Annotated in this window: 23 protein-coding genes and 3 pseudogenes; 13 read left to right on the top strand and 13 right to left on the bottom strand. The window is 72.1% G+C overall.

All coding sequences use genetic code 11. The annotated features are described in order from the left end of the window. Positions 1–135: 135 nt before the first annotated feature. A complete protein-coding gene (locus ACTOQ1_RS31155; protein WP_440071528.1) occupies positions 136–1,029 on the bottom strand; it encodes a hypothetical protein in 894 nt (297 codons plus the stop codon). A 90-nt stretch (positions 1,030–1,119) separates the two neighbouring features. Between ACTOQ1_RS31155 and ACTOQ1_RS31150 the strand changes: the two genes are divergently transcribed. After that, positions 1,120–1,554, top strand: a complete 435-nt coding sequence (locus tag ACTOQ1_RS31150; protein WP_440071527.1) for a hypothetical protein — start codon at positions 1,120–1,122, stop codon at positions 1,552–1,554. 204 nt (positions 1,555–1,758) lie between these two features. On the opposite strand, the gene ACTOQ1_RS31145 is transcribed toward ACTOQ1_RS31150, so the two are convergent. Beyond that, positions 1,759–2,931 (bottom strand): UDP-N-acetylglucosamine--N-acetylmuramyl-(pentapeptide) pyrophosphoryl-undecaprenol N-acetylglucosamine transferase, encoded by a 1,173-nt coding sequence (locus ACTOQ1_RS31145; RefSeq protein ID WP_440071526.1) that lies wholly within the window; start codon positions 2,929–2,931, stop codon positions 1,759–1,761. 225 nt (positions 2,932–3,156) lie between these two features. Between ACTOQ1_RS31145 and ACTOQ1_RS31140 the strand changes: the two genes are divergently transcribed. Continuing rightward, on the top strand, positions 3,157–4,383 hold the full coding sequence (locus tag ACTOQ1_RS31140) for a leucine-rich repeat domain-containing protein (protein ID WP_440071525.1): 1,227 nt from the start codon (positions 3,157–3,159) through the stop codon (positions 4,381–4,383). 48 nt (positions 4,384–4,431) lie between these two features. On the opposite strand, the gene ACTOQ1_RS31135 is transcribed toward ACTOQ1_RS31140, so the two are convergent. Continuing rightward, complete coding sequence (locus tag ACTOQ1_RS31135) at positions 4,432–5,454, bottom strand: carbohydrate-binding protein (RefSeq protein ID WP_440071524.1); 1,023 nt, start codon at positions 5,452–5,454, stop codon at positions 4,432–4,434. A 184-nt stretch (positions 5,455–5,638) separates the two neighbouring features. Here ACTOQ1_RS31135 and ACTOQ1_RS31130 point away from each other — a divergent pair. Both ACTOQ1_RS31130 and ACTOQ1_RS31125 read left to right on the top strand, forming a co-directional pair. Next, positions 5,639–6,040 (top strand): annotated as a pseudogene (locus tag ACTOQ1_RS31130) (cellulose binding domain-containing protein); the annotation flags it as partial. Between the two features lie 51 nt (positions 6,041–6,091). Further along, a complete protein-coding gene (locus ACTOQ1_RS31125; protein ID WP_440071541.1) occupies positions 6,092–7,294 on the top strand; it encodes a cellulase family glycosylhydrolase in 1,203 nt (400 codons plus the stop codon). Between the two features lie 200 nt (positions 7,295–7,494). Here the strand turns inward: ACTOQ1_RS31125 and ACTOQ1_RS31120 are convergent. After that, positions 7,495–7,923: pseudogene (locus ACTOQ1_RS31120) on the bottom strand (FAD-dependent monooxygenase); the annotation flags it as partial. A 388-nt stretch (positions 7,924–8,311) separates the two neighbouring features. Between ACTOQ1_RS31120 and ACTOQ1_RS31115 the strand changes: the two are divergent. The 4 genes and pseudogenes from ACTOQ1_RS31115 to ACTOQ1_RS31100 form a co-directional block, all read left to right on the top strand. Then, positions 8,312–8,380 (top strand): annotated as a pseudogene (locus ACTOQ1_RS31115) (helix-turn-helix domain-containing protein); the annotation flags it as partial. A 2-nt stretch (positions 8,381–8,382) separates the two neighbouring features. Further along, positions 8,383–9,525, top strand: a complete 1,143-nt coding sequence (gene tnpB, locus ACTOQ1_RS31110; protein WP_440071540.1) for an IS607 family element RNA-guided endonuclease TnpB — start codon at positions 8,383–8,385, stop codon at positions 9,523–9,525. 54 nt (positions 9,526–9,579) lie between these two features. Next, on the top strand, positions 9,580–9,951 hold the full coding sequence (locus ACTOQ1_RS31105) for a VOC family protein (protein ID WP_440071523.1): 372 nt from the start codon (positions 9,580–9,582) through the stop codon (positions 9,949–9,951). Between the two features lie 36 nt (positions 9,952–9,987). Beyond that, complete coding sequence (locus ACTOQ1_RS31100; RefSeq protein ID WP_440071522.1) at positions 9,988–10,578, top strand: DUF4865 family protein; 591 nt, start codon at positions 9,988–9,990, stop codon at positions 10,576–10,578. A gap of 15 nt (positions 10,579–10,593) precedes the next feature. Here ACTOQ1_RS31100 and ACTOQ1_RS31095 read toward each other — a convergent pair whose 3' ends face one another. The 3 genes from ACTOQ1_RS31095 to ACTOQ1_RS31085 all read right to left on the bottom strand — a co-directional run bounded on the left by ACTOQ1_RS31095 (position 10,594) and on the right by ACTOQ1_RS31085 (position 13,788). Next, on the bottom strand, positions 10,594–11,238 hold the full coding sequence (locus ACTOQ1_RS31095; protein ID WP_440071521.1) for a LysE family translocator: 645 nt from the start codon (positions 11,236–11,238) through the stop codon (positions 10,594–10,596). 361 nt (positions 11,239–11,599) lie between these two features. After that, entirely contained in the window at positions 11,600–12,826 is a 1,227-nt protein-coding gene (locus tag ACTOQ1_RS31090; protein WP_440071520.1) for a macrolide family glycosyltransferase, read from the bottom strand. Beyond that, a complete protein-coding gene (locus tag ACTOQ1_RS31085) occupies positions 12,823–13,788 on the bottom strand; it encodes a patatin-like phospholipase family protein (protein WP_440071519.1) in 966 nt (321 codons plus the stop codon). Before ACTOQ1_RS31085 ends, ACTOQ1_RS31090 begins: the two co-directional genes overlap by 4 nt. Positions 13,789–14,338: 550 nt before the next feature. Between ACTOQ1_RS31085 and ACTOQ1_RS31080 the strand changes: the two genes are divergently transcribed. Together ACTOQ1_RS31080 and ACTOQ1_RS31075 are read left to right on the top strand one after the other, a co-directional pair. Further along, on the top strand, positions 14,339–15,160 hold the full coding sequence (locus ACTOQ1_RS31080) for an alpha/beta fold hydrolase (protein ID WP_440071518.1): 822 nt from the start codon (positions 14,339–14,341) through the stop codon (positions 15,158–15,160). After that, positions 15,153–15,719 carry a TetR/AcrR family transcriptional regulator gene (locus ACTOQ1_RS31075; RefSeq protein ID WP_440071517.1) on the top strand — a complete coding sequence of 189 codons (567 nt, stop codon included), beginning with the start codon at positions 15,153–15,155 and terminating at the stop codon, positions 15,717–15,719. Before ACTOQ1_RS31080 ends, ACTOQ1_RS31075 begins: the two co-directional genes overlap by 8 nt. Positions 15,720–15,803: 84 nt before the next feature. Here the strand turns inward: ACTOQ1_RS31075 and ACTOQ1_RS31070 are convergent, their stop codons facing one another. Both ACTOQ1_RS31070 and ACTOQ1_RS31065 read right to left on the bottom strand, forming a co-directional pair. After that, positions 15,804–16,916, bottom strand: a complete 1,113-nt coding sequence (locus tag ACTOQ1_RS31070; RefSeq protein WP_440071516.1) for a winged helix DNA-binding domain-containing protein — start codon at positions 16,914–16,916, stop codon at positions 15,804–15,806. A 123-nt stretch (positions 16,917–17,039) separates the two neighbouring features. After that, on the bottom strand, positions 17,040–17,837 hold the full coding sequence (locus ACTOQ1_RS31065) for a GNAT family N-acetyltransferase (protein ID WP_440071515.1): 798 nt from the start codon (positions 17,835–17,837) through the stop codon (positions 17,040–17,042). Positions 17,838–18,040: 203 nt separating this feature from the next. Between ACTOQ1_RS31065 and ACTOQ1_RS31060 the strand changes: the two genes are divergently transcribed. The 3 genes from ACTOQ1_RS31060 (at position 18,041) to ACTOQ1_RS31050 (ending at position 20,619) form a co-directional block, all read left to right on the top strand. Then, positions 18,041–18,547 (top strand): hypothetical protein, encoded by a 507-nt coding sequence (locus tag ACTOQ1_RS31060; RefSeq protein WP_440071514.1) that lies wholly within the window; start codon positions 18,041–18,043, stop codon positions 18,545–18,547. Positions 18,548–18,603: 56 nt separating this feature from the next. Further along, positions 18,604–19,026, top strand: coding sequence for a GNAT family N-acetyltransferase (locus ACTOQ1_RS31055; protein WP_440071513.1), 423 nt, complete (start codon positions 18,604–18,606; stop codon positions 19,024–19,026). Between the two features lie 312 nt (positions 19,027–19,338). Beyond that, positions 19,339–20,619 carry an Nramp family divalent metal transporter gene (locus ACTOQ1_RS31050; protein ID WP_440071512.1) on the top strand — a complete coding sequence of 427 codons (1,281 nt, stop codon included), beginning with the start codon at positions 19,339–19,341 and terminating at the stop codon, positions 20,617–20,619. 68 nt (positions 20,620–20,687) lie between these two features. On the opposite strand, the gene ACTOQ1_RS31045 is transcribed toward ACTOQ1_RS31050, so the two are convergent. From ACTOQ1_RS31045 to ACTOQ1_RS31030, 4 genes are read right to left on the bottom strand one after another with little or no spacing between them, the layout of a single operon-like run. Beyond that, a complete protein-coding gene (locus ACTOQ1_RS31045) occupies positions 20,688–20,810 on the bottom strand; it encodes a hypothetical protein (RefSeq protein ID WP_440071511.1) in 123 nt (40 codons plus the stop codon). 1 nt (position 20,811) lies between these two features. Beyond that, positions 20,812–21,879, bottom strand: a complete 1,068-nt coding sequence (locus tag ACTOQ1_RS31040; RefSeq protein WP_440071510.1) for an ABC transporter permease — start codon at positions 21,877–21,879, stop codon at positions 20,812–20,814. Next, positions 21,869–22,891: an ABC transporter permease gene (locus ACTOQ1_RS31035; RefSeq protein ID WP_440071509.1), complete on the bottom strand. Its 1,023-nt coding sequence runs from the start codon at positions 22,889–22,891 to the stop codon at positions 21,869–21,871. Before ACTOQ1_RS31035 ends, ACTOQ1_RS31040 begins: the two co-directional genes overlap by 11 nt. A gap of 40 nt (positions 22,892–22,931) precedes the next feature. Further along, entirely contained in the window at positions 22,932–24,395 is a 1,464-nt protein-coding gene (locus ACTOQ1_RS31030) for a sugar ABC transporter ATP-binding protein (RefSeq protein WP_440071539.1), read from the bottom strand. Positions 24,396–24,859: the final 464 nt, after the last annotated feature.

Here is a 24,859-nt window from a genome sequence, read left to right as displayed (position 1 = left end):
ACTTCACTTCGTGCGGTCGCCAGATTACTCAGGCCGCCCCCCGGCAGGTGCCTGGCCTGCGCCGCCTGTCAGGTAAACCTTCGTCCATGAGACACCGCCCCCGCGTGGACACCGGGAGGGCTCCCGCGGGGTGCCTCATCCGGTTCGCGTGCCCGGCAGCAGCTCCACCCGCCGGTCCTCACGCTCGACGATCACGAACGTGCGCCCGTTCCCCTTCCTCCAGTCCGCCACCGTGATCAAAGGGATCAGGTAGTAACGATCCCCGCGCGTCATCAGCAGGCGCAGTCCCTCGTAGCGGAACGGGTAGGTCTTGTCCGCCAGCGTGACGCGGGTGACTCCCGGAGCGTTGAGCGCGAGCGTCTTCCCGCTGTAGATGGCGACCGAGGTGTGGTGCGGCAGGGAGGCCACGAGCTGCTCCGCCGTCGCCTCTCCCTTGCGGTACGCGTGCAGGGACGCCGCCCACAACAGGCAGAAGACCGAGGTCACCACGGCGGCGGCGAACGCCGTGCGGCCGGCCGCGAGCCGGCGCGTCGGCCAGGTGAGCAGCAGCGGGCCGACGATGCTCAGGGCCAGCACGACGAAGGTGTCGACCTGCCATCCGGCCAGCGCGGCGAACGCCAGGGCGGCCCCGCAGGCCGTCACGACGGCTCCGCCGAATCTCGGGTCCGCCGCGATCCGGACCCGCCTCCTCGCGGCCAGCGCCGCGCCCGCCGCGCGGGCCCGTTGCGGAAGCGCGGCGGTCAGCGACGACCGGTACGTCGTACCCGCCAGGAGAACGGCCGTACCGCCGACCATGAAGGGCAGGAAGGCCGGGGAGAAGATGTTCAGGCCCCGCAGGGCGTACTCGTCCACCCCGAAGCCCATGTCCGTCGCCTTCAGCTGGAACGACCCCAGATAGCCGTCCAGGTAGGCCCATCCCATGTAGATGAGCACCGCGCCGCTGACGGTCAGCAGAAGGGTGATCAGCCCTATCACGTCGAGCGGCCTGGACTGTTCGGGGTGCTCCTGGCCGGCCTGCGGCACGCTCACCCCGTCTGGAGGGGAGAGGGCGGGCCAGGGGAGAAGATCGGGTCGGGAGAGGGCGACGATGCGGGCGGTTCGTGTGTCGGTTGTCGAGCGGTGAGACCGGGCGACGGCGCCCTGCCGCCGATGCTCGGGCAGGGACCCTCGACGGGATCCCCGCCACCGGTCGGGCACGCCTTCCCCGGCGGGGCGATCGGACCGGTGGTGGACCGCTTCCGCGACGGTTCCGGCTCCGGCGTGTTCGCAGGGCTCGTCGGCGCGAGAGTCGCCTCCCTCTCCGGCGGCTCCGAGGAGCCCGGAGCGTCCGGGCTCTCCGTCACCGTCACGGTGGTCGCCGGCGGTTCGGCACCGTCGCCGCAACCGGCGAGCACGAGCAGGCCGGTGACCGTCAGGGCCGCCCGGCACAGGAGCGCCGCCGCCCTGGTGCCGTACGGCTCGCTCATGGTCGGCAGGCTCCCGGGGACGCGAGGGACATGGTCTCCTCATGTGCATCCCCCCGCCGTGGCCGGCCGTTACCCGGCCGGCGTTTAGTGCCTGGCTTTCCCTTTCAATGGGACGTCCGGAAAACGGGAACGCGTGTCCCCGGGTCAGGTGACGAGCGGCCGGAGGCGACCTTCCCGCCGATCCGGGTGGCGAGGACGTCCGCGGACGACCGGAGAGGCGAAGAAGGCCCCGCCGGGAAGGTCACGCTCCCGCCCGATCGGCCTCCCGGGCACCGAACACCCGGCACCGGGCTCAGCCGGCCTTGCCGTTCACCCCCGCCGCCTCCAGGAGCACCAGGGCCAGGCTGTCGGCGGCGTCGACGCGGCCCAGGGCACCGGCGGCGCCCGCCATGGCGGCGCGGGCCCGCGGGTCCCGCAGGAGGGCGTCGAGCTCGGCCAGGAGGTGGTCGGCGGTGGGGCCGTCCTCCAGGAGCGCGCGGGCCGCGCCCGCCTCGGCGAGGTAGCGGGCGTTCTGGCGCTGCTCGTCGGCGGCGGAGGGCACCAGGGGGATGAGGACGGACGGCTTGCCCACCGCGGTCAGCTCGGCGACCGTGCCCGCCCCGCTGCGGGAGACCACGACGTCGGCGGCGGCGAACACGTCGGCCAGCTCGGCGCCGACGTACGGCACCGGGCGGTAGCGGTCGCGCACCGCCACGGGGAGCGCTGCGGCGGTACGGGTGAACTGGGCGATCCAGCCGGGACCGCACTGGTGGATCACCTGGGCCCGGGAGAGCAGCGCGGGCAGGATCGCCTCGACCATGGTGTTGATCTGGCGGCTCCCCTGCGCGCCGCCGGTCACGTAGACCAGGGGCAGGTCGGACGAGAGCCCGAAGTGGCGCCGTCCCGCGTCGACGTTGCCGCGCAGCAGGTGGGGACGCACCGGGTTGCCGGTGATGACGGCCCGGTCGCGCACCCCCGCGGGCAGGTGCTCGATCGAGGAGGGATGGGTCAGCGCGATGCGCCGGGCGAAGCGCGACAGGATGCGGTTGGCCAGCCCGAGCGAGGTGATCTGCTCGTGCATCACCAGCGGCCGGCCCAGCAACCGGGAGGCGACGCCCAGCGGCACGCACACGTACCCGCCGGTCGACAGCACCACGTCGGGCCGGTAGCGGGCGGCGATGCCGAAGGCCTGGAAGACGCCGACCGGGATCCGGAACAGGTCCGCGAGGTTGGTGGCCAGCTCTCGCGGGTTGGGCGAGCGCCTGAGCTTCCCCGCCGTGATGGCGCGGAACGGGATGCCGTGCTCCGCCGCGACGCGGGCCTCCAGGCCGGCCGCCGTACCGACCCAGAGCACGTCCAGGTCGAGCCCCCGCGCGGCGGCGTGGTCGCGCAGGGCCGCGACGGTGGTCAGCGCGGGGTAGGTGTGGCCACCGGTCCCGCCTCCGGTGACGAGCAATCGCAGGGTCCGGCGATTTCCAGCCTCCATGTGTGTCCATCCTTCCAATGTCACCGTGGCCCGCGCCCGGTCCGCGTTCGCGGGCCGTGCCGGAGTGCTCAGGGGCCTCGGGCACGGTACCCGACGTCCCGGTGAAGATCCACTTTGCCCTTCGTCGCCGCGTGGTCGCACCCGGTGGTTCTCCGACACGCCCACCATCCGGGATCGTCCTTTGAACGGCTTTCGGATTTCGCGGCGATGAGTACGGTATGTGACATGGATCTGACCGATGAGCATTTCTCCGGGGCGTCGGAGCGTCTCGATGACGCGTTGACGGTGCTCCGGCGGCAGGCCGGGGCCGGCGCGGCGGCGCTGGACTATTTTGGCGACATCACGGAGGAGTTGCACCCGATCGGATCCTGGCTGCGGCGACCGGCCCAGGCCGGCGAGTGGCCGCACCACATCATGCCTCCCGTCTACGGCCTGCTGTTCGCGCAGGCGTGGTCGCTGGCGTTTCCCGGCGAGACGCCCTCGGTCTTTCCCGACGGTGCGGAGCGGACGGAGTCGGGGTGGATCGTGCACCGGGCCACGATCTGGTTCGGCGACACGTACGTTCCCGGCTGGCTCGACGTGAAGGCGCCGCTCATCGTGATCGGCGGGCTGGTGGTGGAGGGGCTTCTCGACGACGGCGACGCCTCGGAGAGCTACCTCGCGGTCACCGGTGACCTGCGGGCCCGCGCGATCCACAGCGCGGCGGACCATCTCGTGCTCGGCAGCGTCGCCGCGGGGGTGATCTTCTGTTCGGGCAACGACGGGGTCCTCGTCGCGGGCGGGGACATCGTGGCGGACCTGTTCGTGCCCGCCGAGCACGCGTACGAGCACTACGGCCGGCTGCTGGCCGGGGTCGTCGGCGCCGGTGACCGCGACGACATCGTGGCCGAGCGGGTGGCGCCGTGGCTGCCGTCGGGCTACGTCCGGCTCGGCGGGTACGGGGCGCCGGTGGACAGGTGGCGCGTCCTGCAGGAGGCCGCCGCGGGACGGTCACCGGTGCTCGCCCAGCCCCGGCCGGTGATACTCCCGCCCCCGGCGCTCCTGCTCTCGGCCCTGGCCGCGCCCTCCGGGGTGGAGGAGCTCGACCTGTCCGGCAGCCGCCTGCACCGCGTTCCCGAGGACATCTCGGCCCTCACCTCACTGACCCGGCTGGATCTGGAGCACACGCCGCTGACCGGCCTGGACGGCATCGAGGGCCTGCGCACCCTGGAGCACCTGTCGATCAGGAACACGCCCGTGCGGTCACTGGCCCCGCTCCAGGCGCTGAAGGACCTCCGCCACCTCGACGTCTCCTACTGCGACGACGTCCAGGACTGGGCCGTCCTCCTCGACCTGCCCGCGCTCGACACGCTCGTCGCGCACGGCTGCGCCCTGCCGGCGCACGTACGCGCGCAGCTCGTCGCCAGGTTCGGAGACCGGATCATCGGGCAGGGCGCGGGCCCGGCCGGCTGACCGGCCGGGCGCGGGCGTACGGGCCCGGGCGACCTCGGCGCGCACGGCTCAGAGGCGCTGCCAGAGGGCGGGGGTGGTGGACGGCTCCCAGCCGACCTGGGCGGTGTGCGCCTGCAGGCACCGGTAGCTCACGCCGGAGTAGGTGACCTGGGCGCCGACGGCGTAGGCGGTGCCGGCCCTCCAGGACGTGGCGCCCGTCTGGGTGGGCGTCGGCGTCGGCGTCCGGGTGGGGGTGGGCGTCGGGGTCGGCGTGGGGGTGGGCGGGGTGGTCCCGCCCACCAGCTGGTAGCCGCGCATGTCACGCAGGAGCAGGTAGGTGTTCTGCAGCGAACCCGAGGTGTCGCCGAGGGAGCGGTAGATGCCCCACTTGGGACGGACGCGGTCGGCCAGGAAGGTGTCGACGCCGGTCCTCGTGGCGTCGATCACCGTGGTCCCGCCGCTGCGCAGGACCCAGCGCACCGACCCGGCGGTGCCGTTCCCGATCTTGATCTCGTACTCGACGTCGACCCACTTGTCCTGCAGCGGTTCGAGGTCGGTCCTGCCCACCAGGACGTCCTCGGCGAAGATCTTGTGCTCGATGGTCTGCTTGCCGCCGACCCTGCGCAGCGAGGTCACCGTGATGGGGGAGGTACCGGTGCCGGGCTGCTTGGTCTGCATGATGTGGGTGAAGGTGGTGGTGGCCTTCAGCGTGCTCGGGATGTACATCGAGTAGGTGACCCGCCAGGTCTCGCCGAGCCGCCACTGCAGGTACGACCCGCCGTCGCGCATCCCGGTCACCTCGTGGCGCTGCCGGTCCGTGGCGGTGTCGCGGTCGGCCGTGTGCATGTCGAAGCGGAAGTCGCCGCCCGACACCTTGATGTGCGGGGCGGCGGCCGGGTGGGAGCCGGCCCGGTCGTCCTCGATGGTCTCGAAGGCGGACAGGCCCGTCCGCGCGGCGTCCGGCGACCAGCGAAGCTGCCAGGCGGCGGCTCCGGCCGCGGGGAAGGCGGCTCCGGCCGCGGAGGCGGGCAGGGCGGAGGTCGGGAGCAGCAGGGTCGCGAGGACCAGCAGAGCCGTGCGCGAACGTTTCATGGCGGCCACCTCTGAGTCGCGGCGTATCGGGGGGTGAACGCCATCCTGCCCCGGCACAAACCGTTAGGAAAGCTTCCTAACGATTAAATTTTCTTAAGCGGGCAAGGAGATCTGGGTCTTGCATGACAGGCCCGCGCCACCTAACGTCACGTGTCACGTTAGGAAAGTTTCCTAATAAAGCGCCATGACGTGTCCACCACCCCCCACGCAAGGAGCGATGATGCGGCGCACCACCCCAGCCCTGGTGCTGACCGGGCTGCTGACGTTACTGTTCACCCTGCTCGTCCCGTCCGCCGCCCACGCGGACACCGCGACGTTCACCAAGCCACAGGATTGGGGCAGCGGCTACAGCGGCCAGTACACGATCAAGAACACCGGGACCACCACGCTGAACGGCTGGACGGTCTCCTTCGACCTCCCGTCGGGCACGAGCCTCGGAACGTACTGGGACTCCCTGATGACCAGCAGCGGCAGCCGGTACACCTTCAGGAACCGGGAGTACAACGGCACCCTGGCCCCCGGGGCGAGCACCACCTTCGGCTTCGTCGCCTCCGGCTCGGGCTCGCCGGTCAACTGCACGCTCAACGGCGCTCCCTGCGGCGGCGGGCAGAACCCCGGCGACACCACGCCGCCGAGCGTGCCGTCCTCCCCGCGCAGCACCGGCACGACGTCCTCCTCCATCAGCCTGGCCTGGAACGCCTCGACCGACAACAGCGGCACGGTCAAGGACTACCGGGTCTACGAGGGCTCCGCCGTGGTCGCCACCGTGACCGGCACGAGCGCCACGGTCTCGGGGCTGTCCGCCTCGACGACCCACACCTACACCGTCACCGCCCGCGACGCCGCGAACAACGAGTCCGCGAGGAGCGCGTCCGTCACGGCGACGACCCAGGCGGGCGGCGGCGGCGGCACGCCGATCGCGGCCAACGGGCAGCTGCGGGTCTGCGGCACCAAGCTGTGCAACAAGAACGGCAAGCAGATCCAGCTGCGAGGCATGAGCACCCACGGCCTGCAGTGGTACCGGCAGTGCGTCACGACCGGCTCGCTGAACGCGCTGGCGACCGACTGGAGGGCCGACGTGGTGCGCCTGTCCACGTACGTCCAGGAGGGCGGCTACGAGACGAACCCGCGGGCGTTCACCGACCTCGCGCACACGCTCATCGAGCAGGTCAGCGCGCAGGGCATGTACGTCATCGTGGACTGGCACATGCTCACCCCCGGCGACCCCAACTACAACCTCACCCGGGCCAGGACCTTCTTCACCGAGATCGCCCAGCGGCACGCCGCCAGGCCGAACATCCTCTACGAGGTCGCCAACGAGCCGAACGGCGTGAGCTGGAGCACCATCAAGGGCTATGCCGAGCAGATCATCCCGGTGATCCGGGCGCAGGACCCCGACGGGATCGTCCTGGTCGGCACCCGCGCCTGGTCCTCGCTCGGGGTGTCGGACGGCGCCACGGAGACCGAGGTGACGGGCAACCCGGTCAACGCCTCGAACATCATGTACACCTTCCACTTCTACGCGGCCTCGCACGGCACCGAGTACCTCAACGCGCTGTCCCGCGCGGCCGACCGCATCCCGATGTTCGTCACCGAGTTCGGCACGCAGAACTACGCCGGGGAGGAGGCCAACGACTTCGCCATGTCCCAGCGTTACCTCGACCTGATGGCGAGCAAGAAGATCAGCTGGGTGAACTGGAACTTCTCCGACGACCACCGCTCCGGCGCGGTCTTCAAGACCGGAACGTGCGACGCCGGCGGCCCCTGGACCGGCACCACGTCGCTGAAGGAGGCCGGCGTCTGGATCCGTGACCGGATCCGCACCGCCGACGACTTCTGACCGGTTCCCACCGGCGAGCCGGAAAGAACGGGTAACCGGGAAGGACCAGGGAGGGAGACCGGCTCGGGGGCCGGTCTCCCTCCCCCTTTCCCCCTCCCCCGGTCGACCGGCCGAGGCCGGCGGCCCCCGCCGTGGAACGCCCCGAGGAGGATCACATCGGGAGATGCCGCGGGACACGACGTCCTCGGTGTGACGCCGGGGAAGCCGATGCCCGCCTTCTTGCGTACGAGGCTGTGGGCGCCGTCGCAGCCGACCAGGTAACGGGCGCGCAGCTCGTAGTCGTCGTCGGGGGCGTGGACGTTGACGGTGACGCCGTCCTCGTCCTGCCAATCGGGCACCTCCTTGGTCGCACTTGGTCGAATGAGGGAAACGGGCGCGGTGACACGTCGCCCGCCGGGAGCCGGGGCGGCTGGAAGCGGGCGCGGAGCCCGTACACGACCAGGTGGCGAGGCCCGCTCCGGGCCCGCGCACCTCCCGCTGCTGTCAATATAAGTTGACGCAATGCTCGCGTCAACCGCAGTTGACACAAAGCCGGGATCCCCCGCGAGAAGGGCGTCCGGGCGCGGTCGTGACACCGGGATGCCGGATTTCCCCGGGGTGGGGGTTGGAAGCAGTTGGTGGTTGAGCATGTATCAGGATGTGTGAGTGATCGTGAAAGAGTGGGTTAAGGCGCGGGGTGTCCACCCGATCACCGCTTACCGGTGGTATCGGGAAGGCATTTTGCCTGTGCCCGCTCCTAAGGTCGGACGGCTGATCCTGGTCGCAGACGTCGAGCCTGTCGCCTCGCACGGCGCAACCACCGTGGGGTACGCCTGCGTCTCTTCTGTGGAGGCGTCTTCCTCGGCGTGCCCGCTTCCACCGACACCGCTACCGGCACCGCCGGCAAGACCACCGGCTCCGTCTGCGGCTTCCTGCGCTCCCGAGGCGGGCGTAGGTCTGTTCGCCGATCGGGGAGTCATTGATCATGGCTCCTACGGTACGTTGACAGTCGGTGACGTATCGTGAGGGGGAGGGTTGATGCGGGTCCACCAGGCCTACCGCTACGCCCTGGACCCCACCCCCGAGCAGGCGCGCCTGCTCGCCTCCCACTGCGGCGCGCCTGGAACATCGCCAAGGGCGACGTCGCGCCGTGGTGGGCCGACCATTCCAAAGAGGCCTACACCACCGGCCTCGACGGCGTCACCCGCGCGCTGAGGAACTGGGCCGCCTCCCGCAACGGCACGCGAGCGGGGCCGAAGATGGGGTTTCCCCGGTTCAAGTCCAAGCACCGCACCACCCCTTCGTGCCGGTTCACCACCGGCGCGATCCGGGTGGAGGCCGACCGCCGCCACGTGACGCTGCCCCGCCTGGGCACCATCCGCACCCACGAATCCACCCGGAAACTCGCCCGCCACCTGGAGCGCGGCACGGGGCGGATCCTGTCGGCCACCGTCCGCCGCGAGGTGGGCCGCTGGTTCGTCGCGTTCACCTGCGAGATCGACCGCACCGACCGCGCCCCGGCCCGGCCGGACGCCGTGGTCGGCGTCGATCTCGGGGTCAAGGACCTCGCGGTGCTGTCCACCGGGGAAGTCGTCGCCAACCCCAAACATCACCGCTCGGCGCTCAAGCGGCTGCGCCGGTTGAACAAGCAGCTCGCCCGCCGCGTCGGGCCCCGCGCCCCGGACGGTGGCAGGCGCGAGGCCTCCGCCCGCTGGGCCAAGGCCAAGGCCGCCCTGGGCAGGGCACATGCGCGGGTGGCCAACCAGCGGCGCGACGGCCTCCACCGGCTCACCACCCGCCTGGCGGCCACCTGGGGCACGGTGGTGGTCGAAGACCTCACCATCTCCGGGATGGTCCGTAACCGTCGCCTGGCCCGCGCCGTCTCCGACGCGGGCCTGGCCGAGGTGCGGCGGCAACTGTCCTGCAAAACCGCGTGGAGCGGCGGCAGGCTCGTCGTCGCCGACCGGTGGTTCCCCAGTAGTAAGACCTGTTCGGGTTGCGGCGCGGTGAAAGCCAAGCTCGCCCTGTCCGAACGCACCTACACCTGCGCCGGGTGCGGCCTGGTCGCCGACCGGGACCTCAATGCCGCGCTGAATCTGGCCGCGCTCGCGGCCGACGTCGCCCAGAGTCGCGGAAAGACGCGAAACGCCCGTGGAGGAGCGGTAGGACCCGGCACCCGTGCCGGGCGCGCACCGGCGAAACGGGAACCCCGGAAACGGGGAACGCTCCGACGCAAGCCGGAAGCTGCCTGAGAGCGCGCTCACCACAGCACACTCACAAGCAACGGTTCCTGCCAGGATTGGGACATGGTGAGGATCGGGCAGGTGGTTCTGGGCGTCACCGACATGGAGCGCGCCGTCGGGTTCTGGACGCGAGCACTGGGCTACGCGCCCCGCGAGGGGCAGGCCGGCGACGACTGGACCGTGATCGAGCCCGTGGAGGGGAACGGCGTCCCGCTGGCGCTCGGCATGACGCGGACGCCGGTCCAGGAGCACCCCCGAACGCACCTCGACCTGTTCACCCCCGACGCCGCGGAGCAGGCGGCCGAGGTCGAGCGGCTGGTGTCACTGGGCGCCGAACAGGTCGCCTGGGACCTCTATCCGGACGACCCCGACTTCGTGGTCCTCGCCGACCCCGAGGGCAACCTCTTCTGCGTCATCGACCTCAGCCACGGCTGAGGGCCCGTTCCGGACCCTGCCAGGAGGTCTCCTTCCATGCACGCCATGCAGTACGAGATCGGGCTGCCCGCCGACTACGACATGGGGATCATCCGTGAGCGGGTGGCGACCAGGGGCCACGCGCTCGACGGCCACGCCGGGCTGGGACTCAAGGCGTACCTGATCAGGGAGCGGGGCGTGGACGGCTCCGCGGTCAACCAGTACGCGCCGTTCTACCTGTGGAGCTCGCCGGCCGGGATGAACGCCTTCCTGTGGGGCGGGGGCGGCTTCCAGAACATCGTGCGCGACTTCGGCAGGCCCGCGGTCCGGCACTGGACCGGCGCCGGCTACGAGCGCGGGCCGTCGTCGGCGGCGGTCCCCCGCGCGGCCTCGCTCCGTACCGACCCGATCCCGGCCGACACCGACCCCGCGGCCGTGGTCGAGCGGGCCCTGGCCGGGCTGCGGCGGCACGCCGGCACAGCGGGCGTGCACTCCGCGGCCCTCGCCGTCGACCCCCGGCACTGGGAGCTGGTGCGCTTCACGCTGTGGGAGCGCGAGGTTCCCGGGGAGGGGGACGGGACCGCCTACCGGGTGCTGCACCTGTCGACACCGCATCTGGGCGACATCGCGACGGGCCGCCACTGGTGACCTGAACGACTCCCCCTACGCGGCCACGGCGGGCGAGCGGTCGGTGGCGATGCGCAGGGCGAGCCCGCCGAGCACGGCGCCCATCAGATAGCGCTGCACGCGCATCCAGGTGGGCCGCCTGCCCAGGAAGGTCGCGACCGAGCCCGCGGTCAGCACGATCAGCGCGTTGACCGACAGGGCGATGACGATCTGGGTGGCGCCCAGCAGCAGGCTCTGCGTGCCGACGTCACCACGTGCGGGATCGACGAACTGCGGCAGCAGCGACACGTACAGGATGGCGATCTTGGGGTTGAGCAGGTTGGTGACCAGCCCCATGGAGAACAGCCGCCGCGGGGGGTCCGCGGGAAGGACGCCCTGCGCGAAGACCGGCCGGGCACCGGGCCGGATCGTCTTCCAGGCCAGCCACAGCAGGTACGCGGCGCCCGCGAGCTTGATCGCGACGTAGAGGGCGGGCACCATCGCGAAGATCACGGCGATTCCGGCCACCGCCGCCAGCAGGTAGACCAGGAAGCCCGCCGCGACGCCCGCCAGCGAGATCATGCCGGCCATGCGTCCCTGCGTCACCGACCGTGACACCAGGTAGATCATGTTGGGACCGGGGGTGAGCACCAGGCCGAGAGCGATCGCGGCGATGCCCGCGAGGGCGCTGACAGAGATCATGAGCACATCATCGAGCAGCTTCCGCACCGAAAGAACGGCCAATTCCCGAGATTGGCCCGCAACCGCACCGCGGCACCCGCACCGCAGTACTGGCACCGGTCCGCGGCACCTGCTGCGGCACCTGCACCGCGAGATACCCGGGCCCCGCGTGGGTGGCCGACGATCTGGGCGCCCACGGCACGGTTGTGCAGGGCACGGTGGCGGTGGCCGGCGGCGACGAAGATCTGCGTCACGTTGTGCAGGAACAGCAGCAACTCGACCGCCACACGCCGGGCCGGCGCGCCGGCGGCGGCAGAATCCGCCCGGCGGCCTCGGACAACCCGGCCGGCAGCGGCACCACGGCCACGACGGGTGACATCGCTCAACGCTCCCGCGGCGAATCCTTCGAAGCAGCCGATCGGCCGCCCCCGCCGCCCCGGTGCAGGTAGCGCTCGAGCTCGTCGGCGGCGCGCAGATAGCCGCCGGCCTCGCGCTGGGCGACCCGCAAGGTGGCCGCCGCGGCCCGGAAACCCGGCTCGTCGAGCAGGCGCCGGGCGAGGGCGTTCACGGATTCCACGGTGGCGTCCTGGGTACGGATCGACAGGCCGGCGCCGAGCTCGACCACCCGCCGGGCCACCAGCGGCTGATCAGCTCCCTGGGGGACCACCAGCATCGGAACCCCCGCGTACATGGCCTCGTTGACGCTGTTCATCCCACCGTGGGTGACGAACAGCGCGGCGCGGGCCAGCACCTCCGGTTGCGGTACGAAGCGGCGGGCGAGCACGTTGGCCGGCAGCGGATCCAGCGCGGCCGGATCGGTCCCTCCGGTGGAGACGATCACGGTGCCGCCCAGCGGTGCGAGCGCGGTGGCGAAGTCGCGCAGCAGTCGCGGGCCGGCGTCGAACACCGTGCCCAGCGAGGCGTACAGCACCGGGTCCCGCAGGCGGTCGGCCGGGAACGACGGATCGGGCGGACGGGCGCCGAGGCTTGGGCCGACGAACCGGTAGGACCGGTCGAAGGCGTCGGCGCCGGGCTGGAACGCGCGCGAGGTGAAGACCAGGTTGAGCGGCTGGCGTATGTTCGCCAGGTCGAGCAGGGGCAGCTCACGGGTGTCGTAGCGGCGGTGCAACTCCCACCGCGACCGCAGGTAGCCCTGGGCGTGGCGGGGCCACCTCGCCGCCGAGGCCAGCAACTCCCACGAGGCGCGGGTGGGGCTGGGCACATGCCGGTTGAACGCGAACGTGGTGAACAACGCCGCCGCCGGCACCCCGAGTTCGCGGGCGGCGACCGCGCCCCAGGGACAGGCCGCGCCGTGGACGACGAGGTCAGGACGGACGTCACGCAGGTCGGAGAGCACGGCGGGCAGCAGGGCGGCGGCGGCGCGCGCGAGTCCGTCCAGCAGCGTGAGCGGCATCGGCGGATCGGGGAGCGGTTGATCACCCCCGGGGTAGAGGCGCACGGCCGCGCCGGTGGCCTCGATCTCCTTCGAGAACGCGGGCGAGGTGTGACAGATGACGGAGTGCCCACGGCGGACGAGCTCGGCGACGACCGGCAGCGTCGGGTTGACGTGCCCGTGCATGGCGATGTTGAGGAACGCGACGGTGCTCACCGGCCGGCCTCCCAGACGTCGGTCCACGCCCCGGCCTGGCCGGCCGATGTCGCCGCGGGACCGTCGACCCGGTACAGGCCGGGCCCGCTGATGCACAGCCCGTCGAAGAAGCGTCCCGCCGCCAGGGAGGCGGTGCTGATCAGCCGCCGGGAATGGCCGAAGTCCCACGGGGCGGGCCAGGTCTCGATGCCGGTCGGCACCACGACGGTCGGAATCCGTTCGGACACCTCGCACAGGTCGCGCTCGATCTGATGCTCCAGCAGCAGCAGCCCCGCCCTGGCCGCGACCGCGCCGGCCCGCCGGGGCGGGCCGTTCGGGGGCAGCGGCCGGCTCTTCTGCCCGGTCGACAGCACCACCACGCTGGCCGCCCCCGCCTGCAGGGCCGCCCGTACCGGGACAAAGGCGATCACCCCGCCGTCGACGAGCGTCCGGCCTTCCCGATCCACCGGGGGCAGGATCCCCGGAATGGCCGTGCTGGCCAGTAGCGCGGACTCGAGATCTCCGTGGTCGAGCAGCGCCTGAGCGCCGGTGGCCAGATCCATGGCCACCGCGGCGAAGGGGATTTCCAGCTGTTCGATCCGCCGCGGCAGTGCGGCTTGGGCGATCAACCTGCGCAGCCCGCGATCGGCGAAGACGCTGGCCCGCGAGGACAGGTAGCCGAACGGGAACACCTCACGGCGACGCGCGCGGGTCCACACGAGATCCAGCCACGGGGCGGCCTGGCCGGGGTGGGCGGCCGCGATCGCTCCGTTGAGGGCGCCCACCGAGGTTCCGATGATCAGGTCCGGGACGAATCCCCGCTGCTCCAACGCGTACCCGACACCGACCTGCGCGGCCCCGAACACTCCCCCGCCCCCTACCACCGCCGCCACGGGGCGGGGAAGGGCACCCAGTCCCACCGGTTTCCGGCCCGCGTCCGGGCGGCTCGACGCCGAGGAGCGCGTCCCCTCGTCGCCCTTCATGACCTGACGCTGCTCGTCGCCTCGCCGTGACCATCCGGCCGGCCGCCCTCGCCGACGCCGTGGAGAGCCGAGGAGGCCGATCTCCGGTGATATGCAACGTTCATGGTCCGTCCTCCCTCACCACGGCGCCTGATCGGATGCGTGCCCCGGCTGGGACCGGGTGGTCACCACATCGCTGACTTCGTCGGCCGACGCGCTCGTCTCACGTCGTCGCCATGATCGATGACGACGGTCTCCGGCCGGCTGTCTGCCAAAGGGCCCGGTGGCAGGCTGGTGGTTCCGTTTGGAAACCGATGTGCTCAAAGCCCAGCGTACAGGGCTTTTTTCATGGGAGAGCAACGGTGCGGCCCGCAGGACGAAGCGAGGCCTGCGGCGTCGCCGGAGGTCCCGGCGCCCGGCGAGGGCGCTCGACCGGGCGGCAGGGTTCTCCTCCGGGGGAACCGCGGAACCGGTTCCCGGACGAATTCCAGCACGGTGGTGGGATCAACGCTTGACCACAGAAGCTACTACACTTAGCTTTAAAGCTATGAGAGATAGCCAAGAAGTGCGCGTGACGGGCACGGAGTTCCTGGACGTGGCCGGCGGGCGGCTGGCGTACGAGGTCATCGGGCCGCAGGACGGGCCCCTGGTGGTGTGCGCGCACGGCATGGGCGACACCCGCAGGGTGTTCCGGTTCCTGGCGCCGCGACTGGCGGAGGCGGGCTACCGGGTCGCCACGGTCGACGTGCGCGGCCACGGGGAGTCCAGCACGGGCTGGCCCGACCACAGCCCCCGGTCGATCGGCGCCGACCTGCTGGCCCTGGTCCGCCACCTGGGCGGCCCCGCCGTCCTCGTCGGCAGCTCCTCCAGCGCCGGGGCGGTGGCGTGGACCACGGCGACCGCCGCCGAGGGCGAGGTGCGCGCCGTGGCCATGCTGGCGCCCTTCGTCGGGCAGCCGCAGCTCAGCCTGATGCTGCGGCTGGTGAAGGGGCTCGTCCTGGCCAGCCCGCTCCTGTGGGGGATGTACTACCGCTCGCTCTATCCCACGGCCAGGCCCGCCGACTTCCCCGGCTACCTGCGCGGGCTGAAGGCCACGCTGCGCGAGCCCGGCAGGATGGCCGCCGTCTCCGGGGTGGTCGCCCCCGCCGAGGGCCACTGGACCGACTGCGCCCCCCGCATGACCTGCCCCGTGCTGATCGTCATGGGGTCGAAGGATCCCGACTTCCCCGACCCCGCCGCGGAGGCCCGCCTGGCCGAGGAGGTGCTGAGGCCGTACGCCGCCACGGCCGAGGTCGCGATGATCGAGGGCGCCGGCCACTACCCGCACGCCGAGCTGCCCGGGGCCACCTTCGCCGCCCTGGAGGGCTTCCTGGCCGGAGCGGTCCGTGCCTAGGGCGGGCCTGACCTCCGGCGCGGTGGTGGACGCGGCGCTGGCCCTGATCGACGAGGAGGGGCCGGGCGCGCTGACGCTGGCCGCGGTGGCCGCTCGCACCGGGGTGGCCGCCCCCTCGCTCTACAAGCACGTGCGCGGCCTGCCCGAGCTGCGCAAGCTCGTCGGCCTGAGCGTGATGGACGACATGGCGGTGCGGCTCGGCACCGCGGCGATGGGAAAGAGCCGTGACGAGGCGACGGCGGCCCTGATGCGCGCCTGGCGGAGCTACGTGGTCGACTTCCCGCACCGCTACGCGGTCTTCCCCGACAACCCGCTGCTCGACCCCGACCTGGTCGGCACGGCGACCCGCCTGCTGGAGGTGATCCTCGCCGTGCTGCGCGGCTACGGGCTGGAGGGGGCTCAGGCGCTCCACGCCACCCGCTGCGTCCGCGCGGCCGTGCACGGTTTCGCCTCCCTGGAGGCGGCCGGCGGGTTCGGCCTGGACGAGGACCTGAACACCAGCTACGAGATGCTGATCGCCATGGTCGTCTCGGGCCTGCCCCGCGCGCCCGCGTCCTGAAGGGGCGGGCGAGAGGCCGGCCGGACGGCACGCCCAGGCCTCCCGGAACCGGCGTACTCGGCTTCCCGGAAGTCCCGGAACCCCTCAGGCCTCCCGGAAGCGGATGTCGCGGGACGTCGCCGCCGGGGCGACGAAGTCGAGCACGCGCGCCCCCTCCACCTCCAGATCCGCCCGCTCCCCCTCGCTCACCGGCGCGAAGAGCTCGACCTCCAGGATCGCCTCGCCCCGCTTCACCGTCACCTTCCACATGCCCCGCACGAAGCCGTCGACCAGCACCGTCGCCTTGATGATGCCGTTGACGGTGAAGATCCGCCCCCGGTACTCCTCCTCCGCGATCCGGGTCCTGGTCCGCTGGGCGAACGACAGCAGCATGTTGTCGAACTCCGACAGGTAGCGCACCGGGGCGGGAGTCCCGGGGGCGGGGCGCGACGCCTCCGGCAGGTCGAACAGCTCCGCGCCGTCCTCGGTCACGAAGACCCGCAGGCCCATCTCGCGGACGATCTCCCCCAGGCGGGTCATGCCCGACCACTGCTGGACGTCCATCACCGTGGCGGGACCGTAGGCGGCGAGATAGCGGCGGATCGCCTCCTCGGCCAGGACGCCGCCGGGCCGCCGGTCCTGGGACCGGCCCAGCCATGCCTCCGCGGTGGTGTGGGCGGCCTGCCCGCCCACACCCCAGATCCCCCTCGGCGGGACCTGGACCAGCGCCAGCGTGTTGCGCACCCCGGCGACCAGGTCGGCGGCCGGAGCCTGCGGCCACCGCTCACGCAGCAGCGCGCCGAGCTCGCGGAAGGTCAGGGGGCGCTCCTCCACCAGCTTCCGCCCCACGGCGGCGAGCTCGTCCAGGTCCACGTCCGCCAGGCCCCTGCCGTGCGCCGTCCCCCGCAGGCCCCGTACCAGCGTCGGCCCCAGCAGCGGGCGCAGCACCAGGCAGTCGTCGGCGGTGACCAGGTGGATGGTGGAGCGCATCAGCGACAGCCGCACCACCAGGCGCTCGTTGATCAGCCGGGCGAGATCGTCGGCGGCGAACCCGGACAGGCGGGTCCACAGCCCGATGTAGGGAGGGTTCGGCGCCTGGGCCTGCATGCCGTACAGGTGGCGGACCGCCTCCAGCGCCGGCAGGTCCGCTCGGGCCAGCAGCAGCTGCCGTTCCAGGGTGGCCCGGTTGAGCGCGCGCCTGCTGAGCACCTCGGGCATGCGTGTCCTCTCGTGGGCGAGCCACGACGGCGCGGCATGGCCGCGCGACATGGCCTGGCCGGCGACACCGTGATGCCGCTTCCGGGTCCGCGCCAGAATAGCGGCGCCCCCGCGTGATCGGAATCAGAGAGTCGGCGGCACCCACACGTACGGCGTCGTCGTGGTGACCGCCTCCAGGCCCAGCCTGGCGAGGATCGGGCGGCCGGCGTCGGAGGCGTCCACCTGCACCAGGCGGAAACCCCGCGCCACCGCCAGCTCCGCCCGGTACGACACCATCGCCCGGTAGACGCCCCTGCCCCGCCACTCCTTCAGGGTCGAGCCGCCCCACAGCGAGGCGAAGTCCGTGCCCTCGTGGAAACGCGCCCACGCCGCGCACACCACCTGCCCGCCCGCCTCGGCGATCACCACCGCGCACGGGTCCCCGGGACCGGCGAGGTCGCGCTCCAGCATGCCGGGCAGCCAGCCGTGGTCCGCGTCCCAGACCGTCTCCTCCAGCTCGCGGATGCGCTCCAGGTCGTCCCGCCCCGCCGCCTCGCGCAGCCGCACCCCGGCGGGCGCCGCCTTGGCACCTGCCAGCTCACCGGCCTCGCCGACGAACACCGTCTCCCGCTCCTGCGGCTCGAACCCGGCCGCCACGAGCCGCTCGGGCAGGTCGGCGGGCAGGTCGTAGCCGTGGTACTTCCACTCGACCTCGCGCCCGACCCGGGTGAAGAAGTCTCGCTGGCGCGCGATGAAGGCATCCAGCTCGGCGCCCTCCAGACCACCCAGGTCCCGATATGTCAGGAAACCCTGACCGTGGCCGTTCGACACGGTCCTCAGCAGCGGCCCGATCCGCTCGGCCGTACGGCCCGGCATCGGCCTGGCCCGGAGCTGCTCGTCATATGCCGCGAGGTAGGCGGAAGCCCGCGATGAGATGTCCATTGCGAACAGCCAATCACACACTCATCGCCTCCGACATGGCGTTATGGACCTAGACACGACCCGGAGCCTCTCATCCCGCCCCGTCGCCTTTACAACGTAGATTCATTGGCGGCCGGCTCTGATTCCGACACGTTCCACCGGGCGCACCGTAACTGTCGGTGGCGACCCCTACTATGAGCCACCTCAAGGAGGGATAGCCGCTCATGGTTGACGCACTGAGGGTTTCGCTGCTGGTCACGACCGATCTGCCGCCCGACACCGACCTGAAGGAGTTCGGGCGGTTGCTGGTCGACTCCGTGCTCACGCTCCAGCGGGGCGAGGTGACGTATCCCGCGCTCCTGCGCGGCGGGGTGTTCTGGCTGGACCGGCCGCTGCCACCGTCCGACGACGGGCTTCCCCGCGCGGCGGCCGAGGAACTGCGGTTCGCGGCGCTGCTGGGTCACCTGTCGGCCGCTCACCCGCCGGGCTCGGCGAAGGAGACGGTCGCCGACGCGGGCCGGGCGATCACCGCCGCCGTCGCCGCCCGGTACGGCGACCTGGGCAGCCCGCCCGCCGTGATGGCGATCCGCGGCGAGGACGTGCGGGAGCGCACCCCCCGGTCGGCCATCGCGGTGGGATCGGAGACGGCGGAGCCGCTGCCCGAGACGAGGCCGCTGCCCGAGACGGAGTCCCTGCCCGAGGCGGTGCCGTCCCTGGGCGCACCCGCCTGAGCGCCCGGGACGGGGTCCTCCCGGCCCCACCCCGGCGGGCTGGTAGCTTCCCGTCCGTGGACGTGAACATCCGGTACGGGCGGGTCGAGGATGTCGAGGCGCTGCTGGCCTTCTGGCTGGTGGCCGCCGAGGGGACCGACAGGCACGACGATCCGGCCAAGGTGGTCGCGCTGATCGAACGGGACCCCGAGGCCGTCCTCATCGCCGAGATCGGCGGGAAGACGGCCGGCACGCTGATCGCGGGCTGGGACGGCTGGCGAGCCCATCTCTACCGGCTGGCCGTGGATCCCGCTCTCCGGAGGCGGGGAGTGGCGACCGCGCTGATCCGGGCGGCCGAGGAGCGCTTCGCGGCGTTCGGCGCGTTCCGGGTCGACGCGATGGTGCTGCACGACAACGAGCAGGCCCATCACGCCTGGGGCGCCGCGGGCTACGCGCCGCAGCCCCAGTGGTCCCGCTGGGTCAAGCCGCTGAGGTGGTGACGCATCCCCTCTTACAATCATCGCCATTTCTGCGACTTGTCGCCTTTTGAGAATATAAGAGGCGGATTCTTGAGGCATGCTATTTGTTTGCCCAGGCCAGACCTCTCCCGCTTGTCTTCATTCTTCCGCTGAGCAATCCTTGATTTGCGACACCTAGGCTGCAATATATCGCCAATTCGTATTTTCTGGTGATTCATTGGTGAGCACGGGAGGTCGCACGGTTTCGCACTGCCGAGGCGGAGCTCGATGCCCGGTCGCCGGTGAACGCCCGCCGAACAGGTGACGGCAGGCACGACGCGCCGGGAGGCATGGATGAACGACGACGACACCCTGACGCTGCCCCCGCCCACCTCGACGTCCCGGCCTCCCGCGCGGCCGCGCGGCTCGCGGGCGGCTCCGATCCTGGGGCCGGCGTTCGTCGCGGCGATCGCCTACGTGGACCCCGGCAACGTGGCCACCAACCTGACCGCCGGGGCGACGTCGGGCTACCTGCTCGTGTGGGTCGTCGTGCTGGCCAGTCTCGTCGCGCTCCTCGTCCAGTTCCAGGCGGCGAAGCTCGGCATGGCGACCGGCAAGAGCCTGCCCCGGCTGTGCCGCGAGCGTTTCTCCCGCCGCGGCAGCCTCCTGCTGTGGCTGCAGGCCGAGGTGGTCGTGCTGGCCACGGACCTGGCCGAGTTCGTCGGCGCGGCCATCGGGATGCAGCTGCTCTTCGGAATGCCGCCCGCGATGTCGGCGGTGGTCACCGCCGTGGTGGCACTGCTCATGCTCCAGCTGCGGCGGCACGGCCGGACGCGGCGGTTCGAGCTCGTCAGCGCCGCGAGCCTCCTGCTCGTCGGGGCGGGGGTCGTCTACGACGTCTTCGCGGTGGGCCGTCAGTCCGTCACCGAGCTGGCCGGCGGGCTGATACCCCGCCTGGACGGCGGCGGCTCGCTGATCCTCGCCATGGGAATCGTCGGCGCCACCGTCATGCCCCACGCCATCTACCTGCACTCCGCGCTGGTGCAGGGCCGCGGATGGCCGGCCGGCGCGGCGTGGCGGCAGCCAGGGCCCGTCCGGCGAGCCCTGCGGATCGACTGCCTGCTCGGGCTCGGCACCGCCACGATCGTCAACGTGTCGATGATCGCCCTCGGCGCCGGGCTCGGGGCCGCCGCGGGCGGGGCCTGGACCGGCGACCTGTTCGCCGCCCACGAGGAGTTGCTGAACCGGGTCGGCGGCGGCGCCGCCCTCGCGTTCGCCGTCATGCTCCTGTCGTCGGGGGTCTCCTCCTGCGGGGTGGGCACCCTGGCGGGAGACGTGGTGATGCGGGGCTTCCTGAACCTCCGGGTGCCGATCCAGCTGCGGCGCGTCGTGACGATGACACCGGCCGTCCTCGCCCTGGTGCTCGGCGTGCCGCTGACCAGCCTGCTGATCGTGAGCCAGGTGGTCATCTCGCTCGGCGTGCCCGTCGCGCTGTTCCTGCTCGTCCACTTCTGCCGCGACCGGTCGGTGATGGGCCCCCTGGTCAACGATCCGCTGACCACGCGGATCGCGGCCTGCGCGGGCGCCGCGGTCGCCCTGCTCGGGTGCTGCCTGCCGCTGACCTTCCTGTTCTGAAGTTCTCCTTCTCCATGGCCCGCACGCGGATCGAGAGGGACGGCTGGACGCCCGTCCCCGCCCGCTCCTCACGTGTCGGTGACGAACCCCTCCGCGTCCGGCCCCGCCGACACCGCGCCGCTGCCGGTACGGGCGGTAATCCCGACGGCCGCGGAGGCGGTGCCGGCGCTCGTCCCCTCGGTGCTCGTCATCTCACGAGGTGCCGGCCCGCTGGGGTGACGTCTCCCGGACGGCTCTGGCGTGCCGGCGCCGCGCCACCGCGGCGACGAGACGCGGAGTGATCACCGAGATGATCAGGAGCAGGCCGGTGACGATCGACTGGATCTCGGTCGCCACGTCGTTGAGCATGAGCAGGTTGCGCAGCAGGCCGATGAGCAGCACTCCGGCGATCACGCCGCCGAGGGTGCCCTTGCCCCCGTCGAAATCGACGCCGCCGAGGAGCACCGCGGCGATGACGGCCAGCTCCAGCCCGACGCCGTTGTCGGCGCGGGCGCTGCCGTACCGCAGGGTGAAGATCACCCCGGCGAAGGCCGCGACGGTGCCCGAGAGCACGAACAGGATCAGCTTGATCCGTTTGACCCGGATGCCGGCGAACCGCGCCGCCTCCTCCTGCGCGCCGATCGCGAACAGCGAGCGGCCGAATCCGGTGGCGTGCAGCACCACGGCGGTGACCACGGCCAGCAGGACGAACAGCGCCACCGGGTACGGGATCGGCGTGCCCGGCACGTCGCCCACCGCCAGCTCCGTGTACTGCGCGGGGAACTCCGCGATCGCCCTGTCGCCCAGCACCACGTAGGCGAGGCCCCGGTAGAGCGCCAGCGTGCCGATGGTGACGGCGAGCGAGGGCAGCCCCAGCCGGGTCACCAGGAGGCCGTTGACCAGCCCGCACACCGCTCCCACCACGACCACCAGCGGGATGATCGTCTCGATCGCCCAGCCCGCGTCCCAGAGCGCGCCGACCAGCGCGCTGGACAGGCCCAGCACCGAGGCCACCGACAGGTCCACCTCGGCGGCCACCACCAGCATGGTCATCGCCAGCGCGATCAGCGCGATCTCCCCCAGGTCGCCGAGCGCGAACGACAGGTTGCCGACGCCGGCGAAACCGGGCGATCCGGCCGAGCCGCCGATGAAGACGAGGACCAGCAGCAGGCCGACGAACACGTCCCAGCGGAGCAGGCGTCCGAGCGAGCCGCGCTCCGGCCGGCCGGCGGGTGGCACGGCCCGCGCCTCGGGCTTCACGGTCGTCACGTCAGGAGCCATGCCGGGAGTTCCTCCTCCGCAGTGCCCGCGCGACCCGCAGCGCGAGCAGCCGGTCGACGCTGATCGCCAGGAGCAGCAGCGCTCCGGTGATGGCCTGCTGCCAGAACGGGTTGACCTTGAGCACGACCAGTGCGCTGGTGATGGTGGTGAGCAGCAGCGCGCCGAGCGCCGCGCCGTACACGGTGCCGACGCCGCCGGTGATCGCCACCCCGCCGACCACGACGGCGCTGACCACCTGGAGCTCCCAGCCGTTGGCGGCGTCGGCGACCACGGTGCCGAACCGCGACAGCCACAGCACCCCGGCCAGGCCCGCGAGCGCGCCGCTGAAGAGGTAGGCCCCCATCACGCGGCGCCGTACCGGCACGCCCGCCAGGCTCGCGGCCTCCGGGCTGGAGCCGATGGCGTAGAAGTCGCGGCCCGAGGCGTAGGAGCGCAGGTAGTAGCCGACGGCCAGCATCACCACGACGGCGATCACCGGCAGGTACGGCACCCCGAACACCGAGCCGTTGCCCAGGGACAGCAGCGCCGGGGGCAGGTCGACGGCGTTGATCTGCCGCCCGTGGGCGATGTAGTGGTCGACGCCCTGGATCACGTACAGCGTGCCGAGGGTCACCACCAGGGCCGGTACCCGGCCGAAGCTGACCAGCAGGCCGTTGATCATGCCGCAGAGCGCGCCGATCGCGACGCCCAGCACGACGGCGAAGACGATGCCCCTGCCGTGGTCGGCGGACAGCAGGTCGCCGACGGTGAAGGCCACCAGGCCGACGACCGAGCCGGCGGACAGGTCGATGTTGCGGGTGATGACGACGACGGACTGGCCGACGGCGAGCAGCACCAGGATGGAGGCGTTGAGGAAGATGTCGGTCAGGCCCTGCCCGGACAGGAAGTTGCCGTTGGTGCTCGCGGTCACCGCGACCAGCACGGCCAGCGCCGCCACGATGCTCAGCTCGCGGGCCCGGAACACCAGGTCCACCAGGCCGCGGGCGCTCCGCCCGGCGGTGACGGCGCTCATGCGCCCTCCCCCGCCGCCCGCGCGCTCTCGTTCCGCTCGATCACGAGGCCCTCCCGGTCGCCGCTGACATGACACTCTCCTCTGTGGCCCGCTCGCGCGGGATCTCGGCGACGAGCCGTCCCTCCTGCATGACCAGGACCCGGTCGGCCATGCCGAGCACCTCGGGCAGGTCGGAGGAGATCATCAGTACGGCGAGGCCGTCGGCGGCCAGCTGGGACAGGAGCCGGTGCACCTCGGCCTTGGTCCCCACGTCGATGCCCCGGGTGGGCTCGTCGATGATGAGCACGTCGGGGCCGGTGGAGAGCCACTTGCCCAGCACGACCTTCTGCTGGTTGCCGCCGGAGAGCACGTTGGCCGCGTCCGACAGCCGGTTGAACTTCAGCTGGAGCCGGATCGCCCAATCGCGGGCGCGGTCGCGCTCGGCGGCGCGGGAGATCACCGGGCCGCGGCGCAGCGCCCTCAGGCCGGTGATCCCGATGTTGCGCTCGATGGAGTGGTCCATCACCAGGCCCTGCTGGCGCCGGTCCTCGGGGACCAGGGCCAGGCCCGCGGACATCGCGGCGGTCGGGGACGCGGCGGGCAGCCGCTTCCCGTTCACCTCGACGGTCCCGGCGTCCCAGCGGTCCACGCCGAAGATCGCGCGGGCGACCTCGCTGCGTCCCGCCCCGACCAGCCCGGCGAGGGCCACGATCTCGCCCCGCCTCACCTCGAAGGAGACGTCGGTGAACACGCCTTCCCGGGTGAGCCGGTCGACCTTGAGCGCCACCTCACCGACCTCGGTCTCCTGCTTGGGGTAGAGGGTGTCGAGGTCGCGGCCGACCATCCGGCGGATCAGGTGCTCGTGCGTCAGGCCCGCGACCGGCTCGCCGGCGATCCAGGCGCCGTCGCGCAGCGTGGTGACCCGCTGGCAGAGCTCGAAGATCTCGTCCAGGCGGTGCGAGATGAACAGGACCGCGCACCCCTGCTCGCGCAGCGCCTTGACCACGTTGAACAGCCGGGCCACCTCGTTGCCCGACAGCGCCGCGGTGGGCTCGTCCATGACCAGCACCCGCGCGTCCCGCGACAGCGCCTTGGCGATCTCGACGAGTTGCTGGTCGGCGATGGACAGCCCGCGGGCCGGCTGTTCGGGGTCGAGGGCCACGCCGAGCCCGGCGAACAGCTCCGCGGCGCGGGCGCGCATGGCCCCGCGGTCGATCCGGCCGAGCGTGCTCCTGGGCCGGCGGCCGATGAAGATGTTCTCGGCGACCGACAGGTCGGGGAACATCGTGGGCTCCTGGTAGATCACCGCCACACCCGCCCGCTGGGCGTCGGCGGGGTTGCCGAACTCCACCGGCTCGCCGTCCAGCAGGACCTGCCCGGTGTCCGGGCGGTGCACCCCCGCCAGGATCTTCACCAGGGTGGACTTGCCCGCGCCGTTCTCCCCGGCGAGCGCGTGCGCCTCTCCCGCGTACAGGTCGAGGGAGACGTCGCGCAGCGCCCGCACGGCGCCGAACGCCTTGCTCACCCCGGCCAGCGCCAGGACCGGAGGGGGGTCGCCGGAGGGCGGCCGGAGTGGCGCCTCTCCCTCGTCCGGTACGGTCACCGCGCCATCCCTTCCATCCTCTAAAAACGTTTTAGCAGAATGAGCGGACGCTAATCCCGGCCGCCTCCCTTGTCAATGGGGAATGAACGCCTCGTTTCCAATGCGTTACGCCATCCCGCAGGTGGGGCGGGACCGGGCCGGACGCCACCCGCGGAGACGGTTCCACCGAGATCGAGTAACACGTTTTAATCAGCGCCGGAGCCGGGGTGGCCACGACGGCCCTGGAGGTCGCGGGGCGGCCCACGGCGCCCCCGGGACGCGTCGGACCCCCCGGATCCGGCCTCGGCCCCCGCACGCCAGGTCCGGCCCCGCTCTCGTGACTCTCCTCGCTCCGGTCGCTCCCGTCGCTCCTCTCGCGCCGGGCCCGGCGGGCCCGCCGGGCCGAC

It is taken from the genome of Streptosporangium sp. OZ121 (assembly GCF_051918885.1).
GTDB lineage: Bacteria > Actinomycetota > Actinomycetes > Streptosporangiales > Streptosporangiaceae > Streptosporangium.
Note: the sequence above shows the minus strand (reverse complement) of the source record. Positions and strands in the feature narration are given on the sequence as shown.